The 21,065-nt window shown below is 40.9% G+C and carries 9 protein-coding genes; 4 read left to right on the top strand and 5 right to left on the bottom strand.

The features are described 5' to 3' along the window. The first annotated feature begins 29 nt into the window (after window positions 1–29). The 3 genes from CZ225_RS01155 to CZ225_RS01145 all read left to right on the top strand — a co-directional run bounded on the left by CZ225_RS01155 (window position 30) and on the right by CZ225_RS01145 (window position 5,085). A complete protein-coding gene (locus tag CZ225_RS01155) occupies window positions 30–1,475 on the top strand; it encodes a lipopolysaccharide biosynthesis protein (RefSeq protein ID WP_077152702.1) in 1,446 nt (481 codons plus the stop codon). A gap of 2 nt (window positions 1,476–1,477) precedes the next feature. Further along, window positions 1,478–2,833, top strand: coding sequence for a TIGR00341 family protein (locus tag CZ225_RS01150; protein ID WP_077152701.1), 1,356 nt, complete (start codon window positions 1,478–1,480; stop codon window positions 2,831–2,833). Between the two features lie 110 nt (window positions 2,834–2,943). Continuing rightward, window positions 2,944–5,085, top strand: a complete 2,142-nt coding sequence (locus CZ225_RS01145) for a S46 family peptidase (protein WP_077152700.1) — start codon at window positions 2,944–2,946, stop codon at window positions 5,083–5,085. A gap of 186 nt (window positions 5,086–5,271) precedes the next feature. On the opposite strand, the gene CZ225_RS01140 is transcribed toward CZ225_RS01145, so the two are convergent. After that, window positions 5,272–7,035 carry a glycoside hydrolase family 2 protein gene (locus tag CZ225_RS01140; RefSeq protein WP_077152699.1) on the bottom strand — a complete coding sequence of 588 codons (1,764 nt, stop codon included), beginning with the start codon at window positions 7,033–7,035 and terminating at the stop codon, window positions 5,272–5,274. 1,065 nt (window positions 7,036–8,100) lie between these two features. Between CZ225_RS01140 and CZ225_RS01135 the strand changes: the two genes are divergently transcribed. Next, window positions 8,101–12,360 (top strand): glycoside hydrolase family 2 TIM barrel-domain containing protein, encoded by a 4,260-nt coding sequence (locus CZ225_RS01135; protein ID WP_077152698.1) that lies wholly within the window; start codon window positions 8,101–8,103, stop codon window positions 12,358–12,360. A gap of 155 nt (window positions 12,361–12,515) precedes the next feature. On the opposite strand, the gene CZ225_RS01130 is transcribed toward CZ225_RS01135, so the two are convergent. The 4 genes from CZ225_RS01130 to CZ225_RS01115 all read right to left on the bottom strand — a co-directional run bounded on the left by CZ225_RS01130 (window position 12,516) and on the right by CZ225_RS01115 (window position 21,065). Continuing rightward, a complete protein-coding gene (locus tag CZ225_RS01130) occupies window positions 12,516–15,683 on the bottom strand; it encodes an alpha-mannosidase (RefSeq protein WP_077152697.1) in 3,168 nt (1,055 codons plus the stop codon). Window positions 15,684–15,718: 35 nt separating this feature from the next. Continuing rightward, a complete protein-coding gene (locus tag CZ225_RS01125; protein ID WP_077155633.1) occupies window positions 15,719–18,040 on the bottom strand; it encodes a glycoside hydrolase family 3 N-terminal domain-containing protein in 2,322 nt (773 codons plus the stop codon). Between the two features lie 80 nt (window positions 18,041–18,120). Next, window positions 18,121–19,068, bottom strand: coding sequence for a BT_3987 domain-containing protein (locus CZ225_RS01120; RefSeq protein ID WP_077155632.1), 948 nt, complete (start codon window positions 19,066–19,068; stop codon window positions 18,121–18,123). Window positions 19,069–19,085: 17 nt separating this feature from the next. After that, window positions 19,086–21,065 carry a RagB/SusD family nutrient uptake outer membrane protein gene (locus CZ225_RS01115; RefSeq protein ID WP_077152696.1) on the bottom strand — a complete coding sequence of 660 codons (1,980 nt, stop codon included), beginning with the start codon at window positions 21,063–21,065 and terminating at the stop codon, window positions 19,086–19,088.

The raw sequence follows: 21,065 nt of genomic DNA, 5'->3' as shown, positions 1-21,065 counted from the left end.
ACATTTATCGGCACTAATCATTAGTAAACATGGCTGGACTTAAGTCATTGGCAAAAGATACTGCGTTGTATGGAATTAGTAGTATCATAGGCCGCTTTTTAAATTATTTGTTAGTCCCTATCTATGCAGCAGCAATGTCTACTGCTTCAGGTGGATATGGAATAATAACAGAGGTATATGCTTGGACAGCCTTGTTAATGGTTATTCTCACGTATGGTATGGAGACTACATTCTTCCGTTTTGTAAATAAAGGGACGGAAGAACCGGAAAAAGTATATTCTACTGTGCTCATTATGGTGGGAAGCACATCGCTGCTTTTTGTTATATGTTGTATGCTGTTTCTTCATCCCATTGCAGTTATATTGGGGTATGCCGATCATCCTTGGTATGTTGGCACGATGTTGTTGGTAGTTGCAATGGATGCCTTTCAATGTATTCCTTTCGCTTATCTTCGTTATAAGAAACGTCCGATTAAATTCGTTGCTTTGAAGATGTTCTTTATTGTGCTCAATATCGCATTAAATCTGATTTATTACTTGATAATAGGAGGTAGTAATGTGTTTTATGCTTTCCTATTCAATTTAATATGTACATCTATAGTAATGATATTGCTTATTCCTGATTTGAAATTTAGAGGAGGATTCGATAAAGTTTTAGCGAAGAAGATGCTGAATTATTCTTATCCGATTTTGATTCTGGGAGTGGCAGGTATCTTGAATCAGGTGGCTGACAAGATTATGTTCCGGCATATCTATCCGGATCCAGCTGGGGCGAAAACACAATTATCTATCTATAGTGCATGTAGCAAGATCGCTATGATTATGGCAATGCTTACCCAAGCTTTCCGTTATGCTTATGAACCGTTTGTGTTCGGTGAAAGCAGAGACAAAGACAATAAAGTGATCTATGCAAAAGCCATGAAATATTTTATTATTTTTACGCTGTTGGCATTTCTAGCTGTGATGTTCTATTTGGATTTATTAAAATATATCTTAAAGCCTGATTATTGGGGTGGTTTGAAGGTCGTACCGATTGTGATGGCTGCCGAAATCTTTATGGGTATTTTCTTTAATCTTTCTTTCTGGTACAAACTGATTGACGAAACCGAGTGGGGAGCCTATTTCTCATTTACAGGATGCGCGGTATTAGTGCTAATCAATATTGTATTTATACCGAAATACGGTTTTATGGCTTGTGCATGGGGTGGTTTTGCCGGTTATGCAGTAGCTATGCTTCTCTCTTACTTTGTAGGACAAAAGAAATATCCGATCGCTTATGATTTGCGTGGAATTGCTTTGTACGTAGGTTTGGCTTTAGTGTTGTATGCTGCCGGTGAATGGGTATCTATTTCCAATATTGTGTTACTGTTGGCTTTCCGTACATTGCTCCTTTTGTTGTTTGTAGCATATATTATCAAGATGGACTTGCCATTAAATCAAATACCTGTTATTAATCGATTTATAAAGAAGAAATAACTATGAAAACAGATGAACGTAATAAATTTGCCATTAAGTCGTTCTTAAAGAATTACTTAGACTTAAAGAAGGACAAGGATAATGAGTTGGAAACGGTGGATTCTATCCGCAAAGGAGTAGAGTTTAAAGGGGCTAACTTATGGATTCTTATTTTTGCCATATTTATGGCGTCTTTGGGATTGAACGTCAATTCTACTGCTGTCATTATTGGTGCCATGTTGATATCTCCACTTATGGGGCCTATCATGGGAGTCGGATTATCTGTCGGCTTGAATGATTTCGAGTTGATGAAGCGTTCTTTGAAAAGCTTCCTGATTACGACTGCATTTAGTGTGATTACTGCCACTGTATTTTTTATTCTGGCACCAATTGCTGGTTCACAGTCAGAGTTGCTTGCACGTACTTCGCCTACGATATATGACGTATTTATCGCTCTTTTCGGTGGATTAGCGGGCGTTGTTGCTCTTTCTACCAAAGAAAAAGGAAATGTGATTCCGGGCGTTGCTATTGCTACCGCATTAATGCCGCCACTTTGTACAGCCGGATATGGATTGGCAACAGGTAATTTGATTTATTTCTTAGGAGCCTTTTATCTTTATTTCATTAACTCTGTTTTTATTAGTCTTGCTACATATATTGGCGTACGTCTGATGCATTTTCAACGGAAAGAATTTGTCGATAAGACTCGTGAGAAAACGGTTCGTAAGTATATTGTACTGATTGTTATTCTGACGATGTGCCCGGCAGTGTACCTAACGTTTGGTATCATTAAAAGCACTTTGTATGAAGCTGCCGCTAATCGTTTCATTAATGAGCAATTGAATTTTGAAAACACGCAGGTGCTTGATAAGAAAATCAATTATGAACATAAAGAGATTCGTGTTGTTTTAATTGGTCCTGAAATACCGGATGCTTCGATTGCTATTGCTCGTAATAAATTGGAAGCATATCAATTGAAGAATTCGAAACTGATTGTCTTGCAGGGTATGAATAATGAGGCGGTAGATGTTTCTTCTATTCGTGCCATGGTTATGGAAGACTTTTATAAGAATAGTGAAGAGCGTCTTCAGGAGCAACAGAAAAAGATAGCTAAACTAGAGACCACTCTTGAACAATATAAAGAATATGATACAATGAGCCGCACATTGGTTCCGGAGTTGAAAGTTCTGTATCCTTCTATCACGTCGCTTTCTATCTCTCATTCACTTGAAACACAGGTTGATTCTATGAAAACAGATACAGTGACATTGGCTGTTTTGCAGTTTTCGAAACATCCGTCGGGAGCCGAGAAAGAGAAAATTAGTGCTTGGCTGAAGGCGAGGGTAAAAGCAAAAAAGCTAAGGTTAATTACGGAATAGTGAACGTAAGTTTGAAAGGTTGATAACTAGTTTGGTCCAACATTATTGTATCGAGCTTGTGTGAGTGAATAAGATAATATAGTAGTTAAAATAATAAAGCATGGGTACTTATGAGACTTAAACTATTTGTAATTGTAGTTCTTTCTATTTGTTTGCAGAGTGTATCTGCTGATGAAGGAATGTGGTTGCTTGGAAACCTTCAAAAAAACAAACAGGCAAAACGGGTAATGAAAGAGCTTGGTCTGAAAATGCCCGTAAGTAAATTATATGATCCCAAGAAACCTTGTCTGGCAGATGCAGTGGTCAGCTTTGGAGGCTTTTGCTCGGGAGTGGTAGTCTCTGAAGATGGGCTTGTATTTACTAACCATCATTGTGGATTCAGTAGTATCCAGCAGCATTCTTCTGTAGAACACGATTTCCTGAAAGATGGATTTGTGGCGCATACTCTTCAGGAGGAACTATCGAATCCTGAATTGTATGTACGTTTTCTGCTTCGTACGGAGGATGTCACGAAGCGGGTACTAGCTGCAACTAAAGATGCAAATACGGAGAGTGAACGTAAAGTAGCAATCGATTCAATGATGGTGGTCATCAGTGATGAAGTTTCAAAGAACGATTCCACTCTGACGGGCGTTGTCGATGCTTATTATGCGGGAAATGAATTCTGGCTTTCCGTTTATCGTGATTTTAATGATGTCCGTTTGGTTTTTGCGCCACCATCTTCTGTAGGTAAATTTGGTTGGGATACGGATAACTGGATGTGGCCACGGCATACAGGTGATTTCAGTGTTTTTCGTATCTATGCCAATAAGGAAAATGGTCCCGCAGATTATTCCCCGGAAAACGTTCCCTATCGCCCTGAGTATGTAGCTCCGATTTCTTTGGATGGATACAAAGAGGGCTCTTTCTGTATGACACTTGGTTATCCGGGGAGTACGGAACGTTATCTTTCTTCGTATGGTATTGAAGAGATGATGAATGGAATGAATCAGGCAATGATTGATGTGCGTGGAGTGAAACAGGCTATTTGGAAACGGGAAATGGACCGTCGTCCGGATATTCGGATTAAATATGCTTCAAAGTACGATGAAAGTTCCAATTATTGGAAAAACAGCATCGGTACTAACAAAGCAATCCGGCATTTGAAAGTCTTAGAGAAAAAACGGGAAGCAGAAGCGGCACTTCGGGATTGGATTCAGACACATCCCGTAGAAAGGGAGAAGTTAATTCGTCTGTTTTCGAATCTGGAGTTAGGCTATAGCCAACGTCGTGAGACAAATCGTGCTCTGGCTTTTTTCGGAGAATCATTTATTAATGGTCCTGAGCTGGTTCAGGTCGCATTGGAAATTTTGAACTTCGACTTTGAGGGTGAAGAGAAGCAGGTAATTAGTCGGATGAAGAAATTATTGGAGAAATATGATAATCTCGATTTATCTATCGATAAAGAGGTCTTTGCGGCAATGTTGAAAACGTATCAAACTAAAGTCGATAAAAAGTATCTGCCGCCTATGTATGCACAGATAGATACCCTGTATCATGGAAATATACAGGCGTATGTAGATTCTCTGTATGCTACCTCGCAGGTAACTACTCCCAAAGGATTGAAGCGTTTTCTGGAAAAAGATACTACTTATAATCTGATTGAAGATCCGGCCATTGCTTTGAGCATCGACTTAATTGTGAAATATTATGAGATGAATCAGAGTATTTCTGATGCATCTGAACAAATAGAACAAGCTGAACGATTGTTCAATGCCGCTATGCGTCGCATGTATGCTGACCGTAACTTCTATCCGGATGCGAATTCTACGATGAGGCTTAGCTTTGGATCTGTTGCCGGTTATTCTCCTTTTGACGGTGCTACTTACGATTATTATACTACAGTAAAAGGCATTCCCGAGAAGGTAAGAGAGCATGCCGGAGATATAGATTTTGCTATTCAGCCAGAATTACTGTCTTTGTTTTCTTCCGGAGATTTTGGTCGTTATGCTAATGAGAAAGGTGATATGAGTGTTTGCTTTATTTCCAATAATGATATAACAGGAGGAAATTCCGGTAGTGCTATGTTTAATGCTAAAGGAGAATTGCTCGGTTTGGCTTTTGATGGCAATTGGGAGGCAATGAGCAGTGATATTGTATTCGAACCTGAATTGCAACGTTGTATTGGTGTGGATATTCGTTATGTACTTTTCATTATAGAGAAATATGGAAAGGCTGCTAATCTGATTGGAGAATTGAAAATAGATCGATAAAAAGGCTGTTTTTTATAGACCTTATTTGAACGTTGTATGCTATCCGGATTGGAAATTAAATCAGAAAGTTGGAGTGAGTATTGATATTCGGGTGGAGCAAACTAGAAGAAATAATGAGCCCGGCAACAAAGATCCGAATCGGATTATGTTGTCAGGCTCATTTGTATACAGGGGAATGGGTCCGGTTTATTTTTTCTTTGCCGGTCTACTTGGGATTATCTCAAAGATAGCTTTGATTCGTTCAACGTCTAATTTGGGTTCCCGATTATAGGTATAAATGCCAGTCTTTTCCTGTTCGATATCAGTCAGTTGAGTGTAACAGAATCCGGTAACGTTTCCAGAAGCCTGAATTGCTTCGACTAGATTTTCCAGACACTCATAGATATCTTCTTCGTTGGTAAACATTCCATGTCCCCACATATCTTTGGTGCTTCCTGATGTTTCCCAAACAAAACCACCAAATTCACCGACAAAAAGAGGCTGATTGGCATATTCTACTCTATTTTTATCCGGTTTCAGTTTTAATGTGAATCGCGTTACGTCTGACTCATAGTTCATGATGCTCCAGATGTCTGTAACGCAATGGAAACTTGTAAGATCATTGAATGGCCGGCTAGGATCAATGGCTTTAGTCATCTTTTGTGTATCAAATATGAGTCGTATGAATGTAGGTGTAATACTACTAAATAGAGTGAAAGGAGACCAGGTGATTATGGAAGGGTGATTCCGATCGCGTTCAAGGATTTCCGCCCATTCACTTAGGAAATTTCGTGATGCAACCTCGTTATTAGGATCCATACCGCCGTTAGGAGATTCTACCCAAGTAATAAATCCAAGTTTGTCTGCCCAGTAATGGAATCGTTCTTCGAAAATCTTTTGGTGTAGACGTGCACCATTGAAGCCGGCGGCTTTACTTAATAGAATATCATTTTTTAGGGCCTCGTCGGTGGGCGCAGTCCAAATTCCGTCGGGATAATAGCCTTGGTTCATAATCAGACGCTGGAAGTAAGGCTCGTTGTTTAAATAGAATTGTCCGTTGGCTGTGTGAACTTTGCGCATACCTACATATGATTTTACTTCGTCGATAACCTGTCCTTTGGCATCTTTTACACGGTAAGTGATGTCGTATAGATGAGGGTTTTCGGGACTCCAAAGTTTCATGCCTTTTACAGGTATAACCAGATCACCGCCATTGGTACATTGGGATATTTGTTGAGCGACTTTTCTCTGACCGTCATATAACGTAACCTCCAGTGTCTGACCATCGGATATTTGATAGAATTGTGGAGTGATTGTCAATTGTTTATTGTCGATATTCGGAGATGTAATTGCTGATTTCAGTCCATAGGGAGAAACAGCTTCCATCCATACAGTCTGCCAGATGCCAGTAACGCGGGTGTAAAAACATGCATAAGAAGATTCTTCCAGAGATTGTTTACCGCATGGCTGAACACCTGACTGTAGATTGTCGAATGCAGCTACTACCAGATTATAAGTTTGTCCGGGTTTGGTTATCTGAGTTAAGTCTATTGAAAATGGGGTACTTCCACCAAAATGGAAACCGACCATACGTCCATCCAGATAGATTTCTGTAACATAATCGACAGCACCGAAATGGAGTAAAATCTTCTTGTTCTCCCAATCTGTCGGTATGGTCAGAGATCGTTGATACCATATTCTTTTTATAAAATCCGTGTGATTAACCCCCGATAGCTTACTTTCCGGGCAGAAAGGGACAGTAATTGTACCGCTGAGCCCTTTTGATGTTGGCAGGTTGCGCTTGTTTCCTGTATTGTCGGAATCGAATTCATATGTCCAGGTTCCGTTTAAATTAACCCAAGTGCTTCTTTCAAACTGTGGACGGGGATATTCCGGTCGAGGAATATCATTTGTTGCTTTAGCTACAAAAGAAAGTAGTAAGCCAACTAAAACAAGATGTGCTTTTCTCATGTTTAGTAAATTTTGTGTGTTATAATATTCAAAAAACTTAGTTAATTGCAAATATAGGAATTAATAAGAAGAAAAAAAGAAAAACTATTCAAATAATAAAAATATTGTCTGTTCATTAATAATCCGGTGAATAATAATTCAAAATTAATTTTATATATAAATCTTCAAAAGAAACACTAACCTGCCATTCAGCGAAACGGAGAATGACGAATAGACTTGAATTTATACTATAGTATCGACTAATTAGGGTGTTTTATACCTCAGTCAAATAGATATTGCGTGTATAATTGCGTAATCTCCTTTATATAAAAGGCAATAAACCGTTTGTTTAGTGGTTTTGAAGCTTCAATTAATACTTTTTGAGAAGATAAAGTATCGTTTTATGTACATGATCCCATGGCTTCACGTACGTGGTCCTTTGGGCTCTCGTACGTCATCCGAATGGTTCCCGTACGTGAAACGAGAATATGTATCTTGCTAAAGACGATAGTCAAGTATTGTTGGTATGTTAAGGGTAGCAGTATTGGTTTTAACTCAATACCTTATCAGTAGGCAATGTGTCTACTAATTGTAAAAAACAAGCAGTAAGATAGAAGTGACAATAAAAATGTCTTGGACTTTTATTGTCACTCTATTGTCACCTATCTATTGTCACCAATTTATTATTGATTATCAGAGGCTTAATGCTAAAAAGTGACAAGTGACAATAAATAACCACTTTATTTTCTCTATAGATATAAGTCGATTATTCGTGAATCTGGGACCCATTTTCCAACGGTTTGGGTTGTCATCTCCGTATGCTCTTTGATTTGGGGGTGTTCAGACCATCCGTTTTGAGCAGTATGGGCACAGCACGGCATACGAAATCAACGGTTTTCGATTATGCGGAAGCCGATTGTGAGATGTGGGCATATGAATGACTGCTTAATGATTTAAAGCGTATATATCATAAATATTATAAATTCATTATGAATGCCGAGAAAAAACGCTACATTTGTAAACGAATGAAATTCTTGAAAACATGAACCATGGAGAAACATTAAAACTAAATAACCAATCAATTTTATGAAACGACAAATCATGAACAGTACATTGATTGCATTCCTGGCTTTGCCTTTATCTGTTGTAGCACAGAATACGGATAAGCCGGAATGGAACAATGAGTATGTATCGGGAGTGAATAAAGAAGTGGCTTGTCAGATAGCTATTCCTTTTGCTAACGAACAACAAGCAATGGATTTAGCCATTGAAGAATCCCCTTATTACAAAACTTTGAACGGCACATGGAAGTTCCACTGGGTGGCCGATCCTAAAGACAGGCCGCAGGACTTTTACCGGTCGGAGTATGATGTCAGTGGGTGGGATGATATTAAAGTGCCTGCTCCTTGGCAGATAGAAGCGATACGTCACAATAAAAATTGGGACAAACCACTGTATTGTAATGTTATCTATCCTTTTTGTGATTGGCGTAAAGTAGAGTGGCCTAACGTTATACAACCTCGTCCTTCTGATTATACATTTGCCACTATGCCCAATCCGGTAGGTAGTTACCGTCGGGAGTTTACTTTACCGGATTCTTGGAAGGGACGCGATATTTTCATCCGTTTTAATGGAGTAGAAGCCGGATTTTATATCTGGGTGAATGGTGAGAAAGTCGGCTATTCAGAAGATAGCTATCTGCCTGCCGAGTTTAATCTGACTCCTTATTTGAAGGATGGTAAGAATGTACTTGCTGTTGAGGTTTATCGTTTTACAGATGGTAGTTTTCTGGAGTGCCAGGACTTTTGGCGTTTCAGTGGTATCTTTAGAGATGTCTTCTTGTGGTCAGCACCGAAGACTCAGATCAGGGACTTCTTTTTCACAACCGATCTGGACAAAGAGTTTAAGAATGCCACTGTTAATCTGGACGTAGAAGTTACGGGTAAAAAGAGTAATGATGAGATTCAGGTTAAACTGATGGACCTGAATGGTAAAGAAATTGCCAAGCAGACTACACGTGCTCAAATCGGAACCAATCATATTGAGTTTGAGGTGATGAATCCGCTGAAATGGACGGCTGAAACTCCTAATCTGTATAACTTAGCTATCTCGCTGATACAGAAAGGTAAAACAACGGATATTCGTAATGTGAAGGTAGGCTTCCGTAAAATAGAGTTTACCAGTGACGGTCAGATGCTGGTCAACGGTAAAACAACCTTGTTTAAGGGGGTCGATAGACATGACCATAGTTCTGAAAACGGACGCACTGTTTCTAAGGAAGAAATGGAGAAGGACGTGCAGTTAATGAAATCCTTCAATGTAAATGCTGTACGTACTTCTCACTATCCGAATAATCCTTATTTTTATGATTTGTGTGACAAATACGGTATTTATGTGCTTGCGGAAGCAAACGTAGAATGCCATGGTTTGATGGCTTTGTCTCACGAACCTTCTTGGAAGAAGTCTTTTACAGAGCGTAGTGAGGACATGGTGAGACGTTACAGAAATCATCCTTCCATTATGATGTGGTCTTTGGGAAATGAGTCCGGTAACGGTATCAACTTTAAGTCGGCAGAAGAAGCTGTTAAGAAGTTGGATAAAACGCGTCCTACTCATTACGAAGGGAACAGCTCTTTCTGTGATGTCACCAGCAATATGTATCCCAGTGTAGAATGGCTGGAGAATGTAGGAAAAGAACGTTTGGAAAAGTCACAGAAGGGTGAGGCGGTAAAACCTCATGTAGTGTGTGAATATGCTCATGCTATGGGTAATTCGATGGGTAATTTCAGAGAGTATTGGGAGACATACGAACGCTATCCGGCTTTGATCGGTGGTTTTATATGGGACTGGGTAGATCAGAGTATCAAAGTACCTACTCCTGATGGTACAGCTTATTATATGGCTGTGGGTGGCGATTTCGGTGACAAGCCTAATGACGGTAATTTCTGTACGAACGGTGTTATATTCTCAGACCGTACTTATGCGCCGAAAGCACTGGAAGTTAAAAAAATACATCAACCTGTTAGAGTTGAGGCTTTGGGAAATGGTAAGTATAAGGTGACCAATAAAAGATTCCATACAGGTCTGGATGATTTATACGGAAGATATGAAATAATGGAAGACGGAAAAGTACTCTCGTCAGGAAATCTGGATGAATTGCAGTTGGATGCACAGGGAAGCAAAGTTATTACTATTGCTGATCCGGTCTTAACGAAAGTTCCCGGAGCCGAATATTTCATTAAGTTCAGTTTCTGTCAGAAGAAAGATACTGATTGGGAAAAAGCGGGATATGAAGTAGCGTCTGAACAGATTAAGATTGCAGAAAGTGAAAAGCCTGTTTTCAAGGCAGAAAATGGGGCAATCAGTTGTACGGAGACAGAAAAAGGTTATCTCGTAAAAGGTGAACGTTTCGAAGCCACTTTCTCAAAAGAAGAAGGGACCGTATCTTCTTATGTGTTGGATGGAGTGCCTTTGATAAGCAAAGGACTGGAACTGAACGTTTTCCGTGCACCTACGGATAATGATAAACAAGTCGATGGAGACTGGCAACGTAAAGGACTGTATAATATGTCTTTGGAGCCCGGCCAGTGGGAAATGCGTCAGGAAGACGGCAAGGTGATTCTGGCAATAAAGAATACCTATAGAGGTAAATCAGGCTTTGATTTCGAGACAACGATTGAGTATACTGTAGCTGCGGATGGTTCTATTTTGGTGAATAGTACGATTATTCCTGCCATGAACGGAGAAATTATTCCTCGTGTGGGGTATCGTTTGGAATTGCCGGAAGGTTTCGAACGGATGCGTTGGTTTGGTTGCGGCCCGTTTGAAAATTATGTAGACCGTAAAGATGCTTCTTATGTAGGTATCTATGATGATCAGGTATCCAACAAGTGGTTGAATTATATCAGGTCACAGGAAATGGGTAATCATGAAGATGTACGTTGGATTTCTATAACGAATCCGAATGGGGTAGGTTTTGTATTTGTTGCCGGGGATAAGATGTCGGCTACTGCTTTGCATGCAAGAGCACAGGATATGGTTGATCCTAATGATCTTAGAAAACTGCATCACCGGTATGAAGTGCCTGTAAGAAAAGAAACAGTTCTTTGCCTGGATGCTGCAACCCGTCCGTTGGGTAATGCCAGCTGCGGTCCCGGTCCGATGAGAAAGTATGAACTTTTCTCTCAGCCAACTGTGTTCAGCTTTATGATGTTGCCTTTGGAAAGAAGTTATTTAAAAGACGAATTGGCTAAAAAAGCACGTGTGCGGATGCCGGTTTCCATGCCTGTTCTGATTGAGCGGGACAATGACGGTTACCTGAATCTGAAAACAAGTACCCTGGGAGCTAAGATTTATTATAGCCTGAACGGAGAAAAGTATAAGGAATATACAGGAGCTATCGAATTAATCTCCGGTGGTAAGGTACAAGCGTATGCCGTTTCAGAGAATCTGGGCAAAAGTATGGTCACATCTGCTGAATTTCCGATTTATGTGGATCGCTCGGGCTGGAAGATTGTTTCTGTCAGCAGTGAAAACAAGGGAGAAGAAGCGAAAAATGCAATTGATGGAAATCCGAATACGATCTGGCATACCCGTTGGAGTGAGAATGAAGCCAAGCATCCGCATGAGATCATTGTAGATATGGCTTCTTTGCTCGAGATAGATCAGTTCATCTATCAACCACGCAATTCAGAGAATGGCCGTATCAAGGACTATGAACTTTATTTCAGTACAGATGGTAAGACTTGGGGGAATAAGACCAAAGGTGCTTTTGAGAACTCTTCTTCGTCACAAATTGTACGATTGGAGAAGCCTATTGTTGCGCGTTACTTCAAGTTGGTTGCTTTATCCGAATTGTTTGGCAGAAACTGGGCTTCGGTTGCCGAATTAAATGTCAATGTTACTAAAAACCTGTCAGGAGTATCTGGAAGCAAACAGCGGGTTATATATGTAGACAGTGATGCGGACGATAGCATGAAATTGGCTGCTGACGGCAATATCAATACTTATTGGCATACGGTACACAACCAGTTCTATCTGGCTCCTTATCCTCATGAAATACAAATGAACCTGTCTAAGGAGATGAAGATAAAAGGTATTAAATATACGCCTCGCCAAGATTCGTCGGAAGGACGGATAGCCAAATATGAAGTATATGTGAGTCGTGATGGAAAAGAGTGGGGGAAAGCTGTTGCTTCGGGCACTTTTACCGACTCTAAAGATACACAGAAAGTTGAGTTTGCTCCGCGTTCTGCAAGTTATGTGAAACTTCAGGCTTTGTCTGCTTGTACTAAAGACGATAAACGGGCTGCTGTAGCAGAATTAGAAATTCTGGTAGAAGAGTAACAGCCTTTTATTAGTCGTTTACTATCCATATATGCCCAGCGTGGTGAGTATATAGCTCCACCGTGCTGGGCATATATATTTGCCACACTGATTATTAATGCCTGAGAACCAGGTCTGTTTATACCTAAAAAGCCAGTTGCAAAAGTTTAGTTTCTTTATTTTTTAGTCTCTAATGGTAATGCGCGCATTTCATTGGCGGCACTCACATCATCCAGATAATTGTCGGACAATGTAATGGCAAATACAGCGATATTATCATCCTTCGGAAGTATGAGCGTTTGTGCTTCTTTCGGAAGTTCGATGCCAAACTTATACATATATGTATAAATATAAGTATCATTGCCTTTCTCTGTATGACGGTGTGAACCAATGTATGCAGGTGTGGCATTGCGGATATAACCGTCGCTTACTCCCTTGTGACCCCATTGTCCATAGAATCCTGAATAATAAGGAACTTCCAATTCATACGATTGGTCGCCAACTACGAATGTGGCCTGACGATCTTTGTCAGTCGAAGTAGCCAGAATATAGAGTTTCTTTCCAGCGGCTTCTTTAGGTAATTGAATGGTGTCGCCTTTACATTTGAGAACATTCTTAACTTCATGCTTGCCAATATTGAAAGAAACATTATCGTAAGTCACTTGATTGCCGATCAACTCAGCGGCAAAACTGTTTCCTTTCTTGTCAAAAGAAACCATATAGCCGAAGTTTTCGGGTGTGAAAGCCTTGCTGTTGAATCCCAGTTGAACGGGGATGTTCTGTATAGGAGCTGCTTTCACATTTCCTTTCTTCAGGCGGACAGCGAATGTTTTCGGTTGGTAGGAAGCCATATTGAAACAGAGCTTATTGTCGCGGATAGTGGCTTCGCCTATCTTCTCCTCAATACCATTTGTTTCATAGGCTGATTCAATAGCAGCAGGGAAAGTTACTTCTACGTTCTGTGCCGCTTTCCCTTGCATTTCGTAAAAGCGGATCATATACATATCGCTTTCCTCACCTTTCTTTAGTGAACGGATTACTACTTGCGGTGTATTGACTTTAACGAAAGAATATTCGCGTCCTAGTGTACCTTTGTGCTTCGGGGTGTTAAATACAGCCAGACGGCTGTTCAGTGATTCTGCCAAATGGCTGATACCCGCTTGTAACGGTTCATTCTGATGACCTACGATAGAATAAGTAAACGTATGGTGCCCGAAATCCTGCTGTTCCTGATATTTATATCTGTCTTTGCTGATAGGAGCATGGAATAAAGTAAGACGTAATGTATTGTCATTCGGTTTGTCCCATCCATATTTGCAGTCATTGAGGATAGCTACCCCATAACTGTTATCGGGAGCAGTAATATCTGCCCACTGCTGTGCATACACTTCATAAGCCGTGTTGGTATTATTTTTACGTTTCACCGTTCCAATACCCAGATCGTAAACAGCTTCCTGGTTCTTTACGTTCATTGGGAACTCCGCTTTTAGTACAGCATCCTTTGTGGACCAATCTACTTCGTTGATGATATCAATACGTTCGTCATTTGCTCCTTCACTCATGCGAATGTATTGTACGAATTTGGAAGTGTTATAGCTGCGTTCTACGCGGAGTGCTGCATATGATGGTCCTTGCTCTGCGATACTGATCTTTACTTCTCCGGAAATTTCGGTTCCGGGTTTGTCAATGACTTTCTTTTGAATTTCCCACGCTGGCCATTCTGTTGATTCATTTCCCAGAAAGAGTGCCAGTCGGAATGCTTTACCCGGTTCAACTAATTCTTGATTGGTACGTTTGTCTATAATCGAAGCAATGTCACCATTAGCGTTCAGAGTCAGTTTGTAGACGCTGTTTTCCAATGTATTCTGAGTTGCTTTCAATGAAGAACGTTTGCTACTCTTTCCAAAACGGACATCATAAACAGAACAACTTAAAGGGGCAACGGAAGCACTGAAAGCAATGTGTGCTTTACCGTCTTTCCAATCAACGAGTTGTGCAAGAACTTCTTTTCCGTTAGCGTCGAATACTTGTACTGCCGCAGGCTTCTTTGGAGAGTCAATATAGGCTTCCGCCAGTTCTTTTCGCTGTGCCGCCATTGCATTGTATACGATGATAGCATTTCCTTTTACTCTAGTATCCATACATGAAGCCAGCGAGCCTACTCCCATGCGGATGATATCATTAAATTGTGTCTGTGAAATTAACTCGTCGTTCCATGAGTATGTATAAGCTTTCGGCAGACTGGTCCCTGTAAGATCATCGTGGAATTGATGCCAGATAAATCTGCGCCATGCGTCTGTCAGCGTATTTGCGGGATATGTTGCTCCGTCAATATAGTCTGCCATTACAGATACTTTTTCTGCCGCATCACCCAACTGTTCGTTACGACGGTTATAGAGTTTCATAGCGGCTTGCGAGGTGTAACATCCTGTGGCATGTATATCCATTAGCAATTCTCCGTCATATACGGGGAGTTCGGGATGCTTGTCGAAAGGTAGATAGTCCTTGTATAATTGGTCGGAAGTAGCACTGATGATTTCAACTTCTCCTTCTCCTTTGACTCCTTTTTCGATGGAAATAGCCGAATTGATATTGGCGGAACCACCGCGATCACCTGCGCCATAGTAACGATAAATTGTATGGTTGGTACTGCTTTTAGCCGTATTCTTCAGGTCATTGTCTTTACTGATGTCTCCTCCATCCCATTCGTGAACATAATTCTTTCCGTTCAAGGCTGCCATAATGCGCGAACCGTCTATACCTTGCCATAATCCTATGTTAAATGGCATCTTAGACTTACCATGCATGTTATTGTGTCTCCATTGCAGCTTCTGCGTGGAGAAACCAATGAGGCCGCAATGAGCAGCGACTGTGGGCAAAGTATAACTGAACCCGAAACAATCCGGTAGGAAGATATCGGTGGATTTGATACCAAATTCCTGTTTGTAAAATTGTTGTCCTAGCAGGATATTACGGAAGAATGATTCCGGCGATGGCATATTGGTGTCGTTCGCATCCCATGAACTGCCGGATACGTGCCAGCGTCCTTCTTTAATATACTTTTTCACCAACTCATATTCCGAAGGATAGTACTCCTTGATCCAGTTGTACTTTACCCCTCCTTCGAAGTTGAATACATAATTAGGATAGTGTTTGAATAAGTAGAAGTTTCGTACAAGCGTGTGTTTCAAATATTCGTCGATGGTAGTCTGTACATCCCAATTCCACTGGGTATCCAGATGGGCATTGGATACGATATACGCTTTATACTTCTTTTGAGCCTGCACCGGACTTAATCCGGTCGCTGCCAAAAGCAGAGCTAAAAGAATGGTTCTTTTCTTCATGTGTTTCAGATCGTTTCTTTGTTTACTATATTAATTTACCTATTGATTTTGAACTTACCTTCCAGTTTGATGTCCTTTGAAGAGGCACCGACCATTACTTTAAACGTTCCCGGTTCTACCTGAAACTTCATGTTCTTATCCCAGATAGCGAGATCTTGCGGACGTAACGTGAACGTTACTACTTTCTCTTCACCCGGTTGCAACGTTATACGTTCGAAGCCTCTCAGTACTTTCACATACGTTGTCACACTGCTGACTTCGTCTCTCAGATAAAGTTGCACTACTTCGTCACCGGCTCTTTTTCCTGTATTCTTCACCGTACAACTCACCTTCACGTCTCCCAACACTCCTTGTTGTTCCGGGGATATTTTCAGGTTACTGTATCCGAAAGTCGTGTAGCTCAGTCCGTGTCCGAATGGGAATAACGCACCGGTCACTGATGTTCCGCAACCACTATCCGAACCCGGCTTGAAAGGGAAAGCAAAGGGTATTTGTCCCACTGATTTCGGAAAAGTCACTGATAGTCTGCCACCCGGATTGTTATCTCCAAAAATAGTTTCTGCCACTGCCTGACCACAAAACTCTCCCGGAAACCAGGCATGAAGAATAGCAGGTACGTATTTCTTTGCATAATTAATGCTGGAAGCACGACCATCAATCATGACCAATACAACCGGTTTGCCCAATTGGCACATGACCTTCAACAGTTCTTCCTGTCTGCCCGGCAAGTCGAGGCTAGTACGCGACCGTTCTTCACGTACCGTTACTTCGCTGCCTCCCAGTACCATAATTACCACTTCAGCCTCTTTTGCTGCTGTAATTGCTTCCTCCATCATCTGTTGTTCTTTCGGCGTTATATCAAAAGGAAGAACTTCACTCTCCGGAAAATTTGGGTCTACAATCTCACATCCTTTTTTATAAACGACCTTAGCTTCCGGCAAAGCTTCCTTTATACCTTTATAAACAGTCTTAATGGGAGCATTAGCAGGTCCGTAACGGCAGATAAGCTCTTTCTGCTCATCTGCGTTAGGACCGATCACCACTACAGATTTCAGTGTTTTCTGAAGAGGCAACAAGTTATCCTGATTCTTTAAAAGTACTATAGATTGACGGGCAGCTTCGAGTGCTACGGCTTGGTGTTCTTTACTATGCACTACCTTTTCCGCCAGTTTGCCATCTCCCCGATAAGGGTTATCGAATAAACCTAGCCAGAACTTGACATACAGAATTTCGCTTACACGTTGGTCGATGGTAGCCTGAGAAACTTTACCTTTTTCAATAGCACTCCGCAAAGGTTTGATAAAGCCTGCGGGAGAACTGAAATTGGTGCGGACATTCAAACCTGCATTGACGGATTGTACAACGGCTTCTTCAGCATTCTCGGCTACGTTATGTTTGCCGGAAATAAATTCAACGGCATCACTGTCAGAAACAACGTATCCTTTGAATCCCCATTCGTGACGCAATATCTCGGTAAGAAACCGATAGCTTCCTGTGATCGGTTCGCCGTCATAATCATTGTAAGAACTCATCACTCCTAATGCTCCTGCCTCCTGAAAAGCTACCCGGAAAGGTTCGAGATAGAGTGTACGCATTTCACGCGGGGCTACATGTGGATCGGTACGAGTACCACCATCACGTCCTCCTACCGGAATACTATACACGGCGAAGTGCTTGGGAGTAGCTACCAACTTATGTTTCTGCAAACTTTCGATCATCTGTTTACCTAACTGACCTACCAGATAAGGATCTTCTCCGTAACATTCTACGGCTCGTCCCCAACGGGGATCTTGCGCTACGTCCAAGATGGGCGAATATATGTTGGTATATCCCAGAGCAGCTGCTTCCGTTGCTTCCACCTCACCTATACGGGCTATCAACTCTTTGTTCCAGGTGCTTCCCTGCCCACACTGGGCAGGGAAGAAAGTGGCTTTTTCGTGACATACCCCCCGAATACCTTCATTGGTGAAGTCTACCGGAATTCCTAACCGGGTTTCCTCTACAAACCATCGTTGGATATCGTGTTTGGCTTTTACGTGTTTGGCATACGGAAATGCGTACTCTGAGCCGAATTTTCCCAATCCGTTATGTTCCTCATCTATATTACCAATACCGTCTTTCCATATTTCTGATTTCCACTTGTCGGTAGGCAACGCGTCAGCAAGTACACGGCCCGAGCCGTAAAGTGTCGCCATTTGGCAAGTTTTCTCATCCATATTCATCTGACTTAGCAGATCTTTGACGCGTGCTTCAATGGGTGCTGATGGATCTTCATATACATCCATCCGACCGTTCTTGTTGAAGTCAATCCAACCTTTGTGGTAGATGCCATCTTTTGAATCGGCCTGAGTAATCATTGGGACAGCCAGCAGACAACTTAGTAATGTTAGTTTCAGTTGTACTTTCATTCTTCTTTTTTAATGATATTAGAATTAAATTATTCTTTATCTACTACAACGTTTGGATACTCACTTTTCAACACGTTTCTTATCAGTGTGTGTGTGCCTTCAAAAATCAGTTTACGGTTGTCTAACGGGTTTTTATATTTATACTTCAGATCCAATATACTGGTCTCTATATAATAACGGGTATCTGTAGCGTGATTCTCATACTTTCTGGTAATGGTAGCTTTGACTGGTTCCAGTCCCAGTTTACCACTTGGATCTGTTATAGTGATCTTTTCATTTTCATTGAAGGATACATTCAAAATGTACTTTTTATAAGTTGCCGGATCGGTTTCGGAAGTTACATTTCCGGCATACATGAAGCAAGAATTTTGTGATATGGCATACAATATGGCGGCACCTGTAGCTGTGTTTTGCCCTGTTGCTTCGATTGTCATTTTGCCATTGCCGGAGTATGTTCCACTGAATTTGTTCGTAAACTTGATGTTGGCCAGGAGTTTACTGTACTTGCCCGGACCTATCAGCTCTCCTGTAGAAGAAGATATTTTGATAGGCAGTACATAATTCTCATAGATATTTTCAATCTGGTTTAAATCTATATGTACACTGGCTGTAGTCTTGAACTCTCCGGCAGGGATTGTGTAAGATTCTTTATCGAAAGTGTAACAGTTGGTCGGCAGTTCCGGGAAATACATTTCAGTCTGAAACTTATACCGGTCAAAATTATACGCTTCCAATGTGTCAGGATCATTAGTGAGAGAGATTACGATATCCTTATTATTTACTGAAGTGCCGTTTACACCCATATCAAGTAAAAGTACACCGGTATTATCATCCAGAATTTTCACTTCACATTCTTTCCAGCCATTTTGATTCAGATAAGAATACTTTTGAAATAATTCATCCTTTAATTCATCTTGGCAAGAGGTGCCTCCTATTGTGATAAGGAATAAGAGTGCTATATTAATTAACTTTTTCATATCTATTATTTTTAAGATTACCATTCAGGATTCTGAGTTAAGTTTACATTACGTTTCAATTCCGCTTGTGGGAAAGGGAACAGATACATCTTACGTAAGAATACCTTCTGAATATAACTGACGGGAGTCGGGATATAATATTCCTGGCGAACATCATTCGCCATCGTTACGTCTATATCACATCCCATCAAAGGTCCGGCTTCTTCCACCTCCGCATCTTTCCATCTCCGAAGATCGAAGTAGCGGAAACTGTTTTCAGTGAACAACTCGATGTGACGTTCTCTTTTCAAAGCAACTCTGAAATTAGCAGGATCATTATATGTAGCGTCGTCAAAATCAGGCAATCCTGCACGCATTCTGATTGGTTTCATCGAATTCCTTATTTTAGTCACGTCGCGAGTAATTTGTACTTCCTGATCATTATAAGTTGTGATGGTATATGTTTTTCCACTAGTCAATTCATTCAGAGCTTCTGCATGAATCAGCAAAATCTCAGCATAACGTATTGTAGGTTCAGTCTTAGAGGTACAGTAACCGCCTTCGGACCACGAATCTTCTTTATTCGTGTATTTTTTCAATCCGATACCCGTTAGTGGAAGGTGTGTCTTATAGCCTTCTTTGCCATTAAATTCATCCTGGTAATACCAGCATTGATAATTTTTCTCCGCTATTTTTGAGGTACTTTCACAATCCCAGATAGCTCCGTTAAAGGCTACGCTAGCATAAAAACGCGGTTCGCGTCTACCATACATTTTAGATACATTAGGTCCCATGAAAAGAGCACCGACTCCCATTTCCGGTTCTTTGGCAGTAACAGTAAATCCTTCTTTTATATAATAATCGCCAGCTTCGTCTATCGTTTTTCCATTATCCATATAATAAGTGTCCACCATCTTTTGAGTCACGGCCAATCTATTATCTCCTCCGGAAGTTCTCGGCATACTTTTTTTGTTCCAACGCTCTTGTATTCCATAGCCACTATAAACTCCTGTTCTAGTAAAGATCAATTCCGGATTTTTAGAACCACGGATTGTTCCGTCGAAGATATATTTATATGAAGAATAAGGATCTACATTTTGCCAGCCATTGGGGAAATCGAGGTGTGAATACTCCGGGTGTTCAGGAGGAGTAACGCTATATGGATTTTTGGGGTCAGGGGCTACCACATGTAATTCGTATTTATTCAAATTGATCACATCCTCAGCAGCAGCGGCAGCACGTGCCCATTTAGATTCGTCATATTCTTGATTGTACAGTACAGTACCATCCAGATTCCGAATATTATAGAAGTCCTTATTACCATTCGACATGGGACTGGCGGCAAATAATAAGACTCTTGCACGCAATGCTAAAGCTGCTCCTTTGGTGGGGCGTCCAAAATTATTCTGCGCGCGTGACGATAGTAAAGTGCGTGCGGCCATCGCCAGATCACGATCTATAAAGTCGACCACTTCATCAAATTTAGCACGAGGTAACGAAAGCTCTTCATAGGAAAGACTCACATCCAAACCTGATTCAGGTATTAAAGGCACCGGACCGTAGGTTTGAATTAAGCTAAAATAAGCAAAAGCACGCAAGAAACGGGCTTGTCCCTGCATATCCGAAATTTCTTCGAGTGTCAGTTCTTTACATTCCGGTACTTTCTCTATAAAAGTAGATGCTTTACGGATACACTCATAACATCTTCTAAGATGTTTATCAAAATCCCCATGAGGAAATTTATTGGCAGAGTAATTACATTGCTGTAAACTCTTTCCATCAGGATGCACCAAATCATCGCTTGCCCATTGAAACATGGAGCCGTAAGGGGATAGGTCAGCTTCACATAAATAATCATAGTTATTAGCCAACCATCCTTCTACATATACTTTCTTCGAAAAAGCGGAATCGACTGATAGCATGTCATAGAAGTATTTATCTACATCAAGAAAATCTGCGCATGAGTGAAACGATAACGTTGCACAAGCAATGCTTATAAATAGTATTATTTTTCTCAT

The organism is Bacteroides bouchesdurhonensis, assembly GCF_900155865.1.
Lineage (GTDB): Bacteria > Bacteroidota > Bacteroidia > Bacteroidales > Bacteroidaceae > Bacteroides > Bacteroides bouchesdurhonensis.
This window is presented reverse-complemented; position numbering and strand designations above follow the sequence as displayed.

Coding starts and splice junctions, on each gene's coding strand:
- CZ225_RS01135 (WP_077152698.1), top strand. CDS start 8,101: ATGAAACGACAAATCATGAACAGTACATTGATTGCATTCCTGGCTTTG.
- CZ225_RS01140 (WP_077152699.1), bottom strand. CDS start 7,035: ATGAGAAAAGCACATCTTGTTTTAGTTGGCTTACTACTTTCTTTTGTA.
- CZ225_RS01130 (WP_077152697.1), bottom strand. CDS start 15,683: ATGAAGAAAAGAACCATTCTTTTAGCTCTGCTTTTGGCAGCGACCGGA.
- CZ225_RS01120 (WP_077155632.1), bottom strand. CDS start 19,068: ATGAAAAAGTTAATTAATATAGCACTCTTATTCCTTATCACAATAGGA.
- CZ225_RS01125 (WP_077155633.1), bottom strand. CDS start 18,040: ATGATTACTCAGGCCGATTCAAAAGATGGCATCTACCACAAAGGTTGG.
- CZ225_RS01115 (WP_077152696.1), bottom strand. CDS start 21,065: ATGAGAAAAATAATACTATTTATAAGCATTGCTTGTGCAACGTTATCG.
- CZ225_RS01145 (WP_077152700.1), top strand. CDS start 2,944: ATGAGACTTAAACTATTTGTAATTGTAGTTCTTTCTATTTGTTTGCAG.
- CZ225_RS01155 (WP_077152702.1), top strand. CDS start 30: ATGGCTGGACTTAAGTCATTGGCAAAAGATACTGCGTTGTATGGAATT.
- CZ225_RS01150 (WP_077152701.1), top strand. CDS start 1,478: ATGAAAACAGATGAACGTAATAAATTTGCCATTAAGTCGTTCTTAAAG.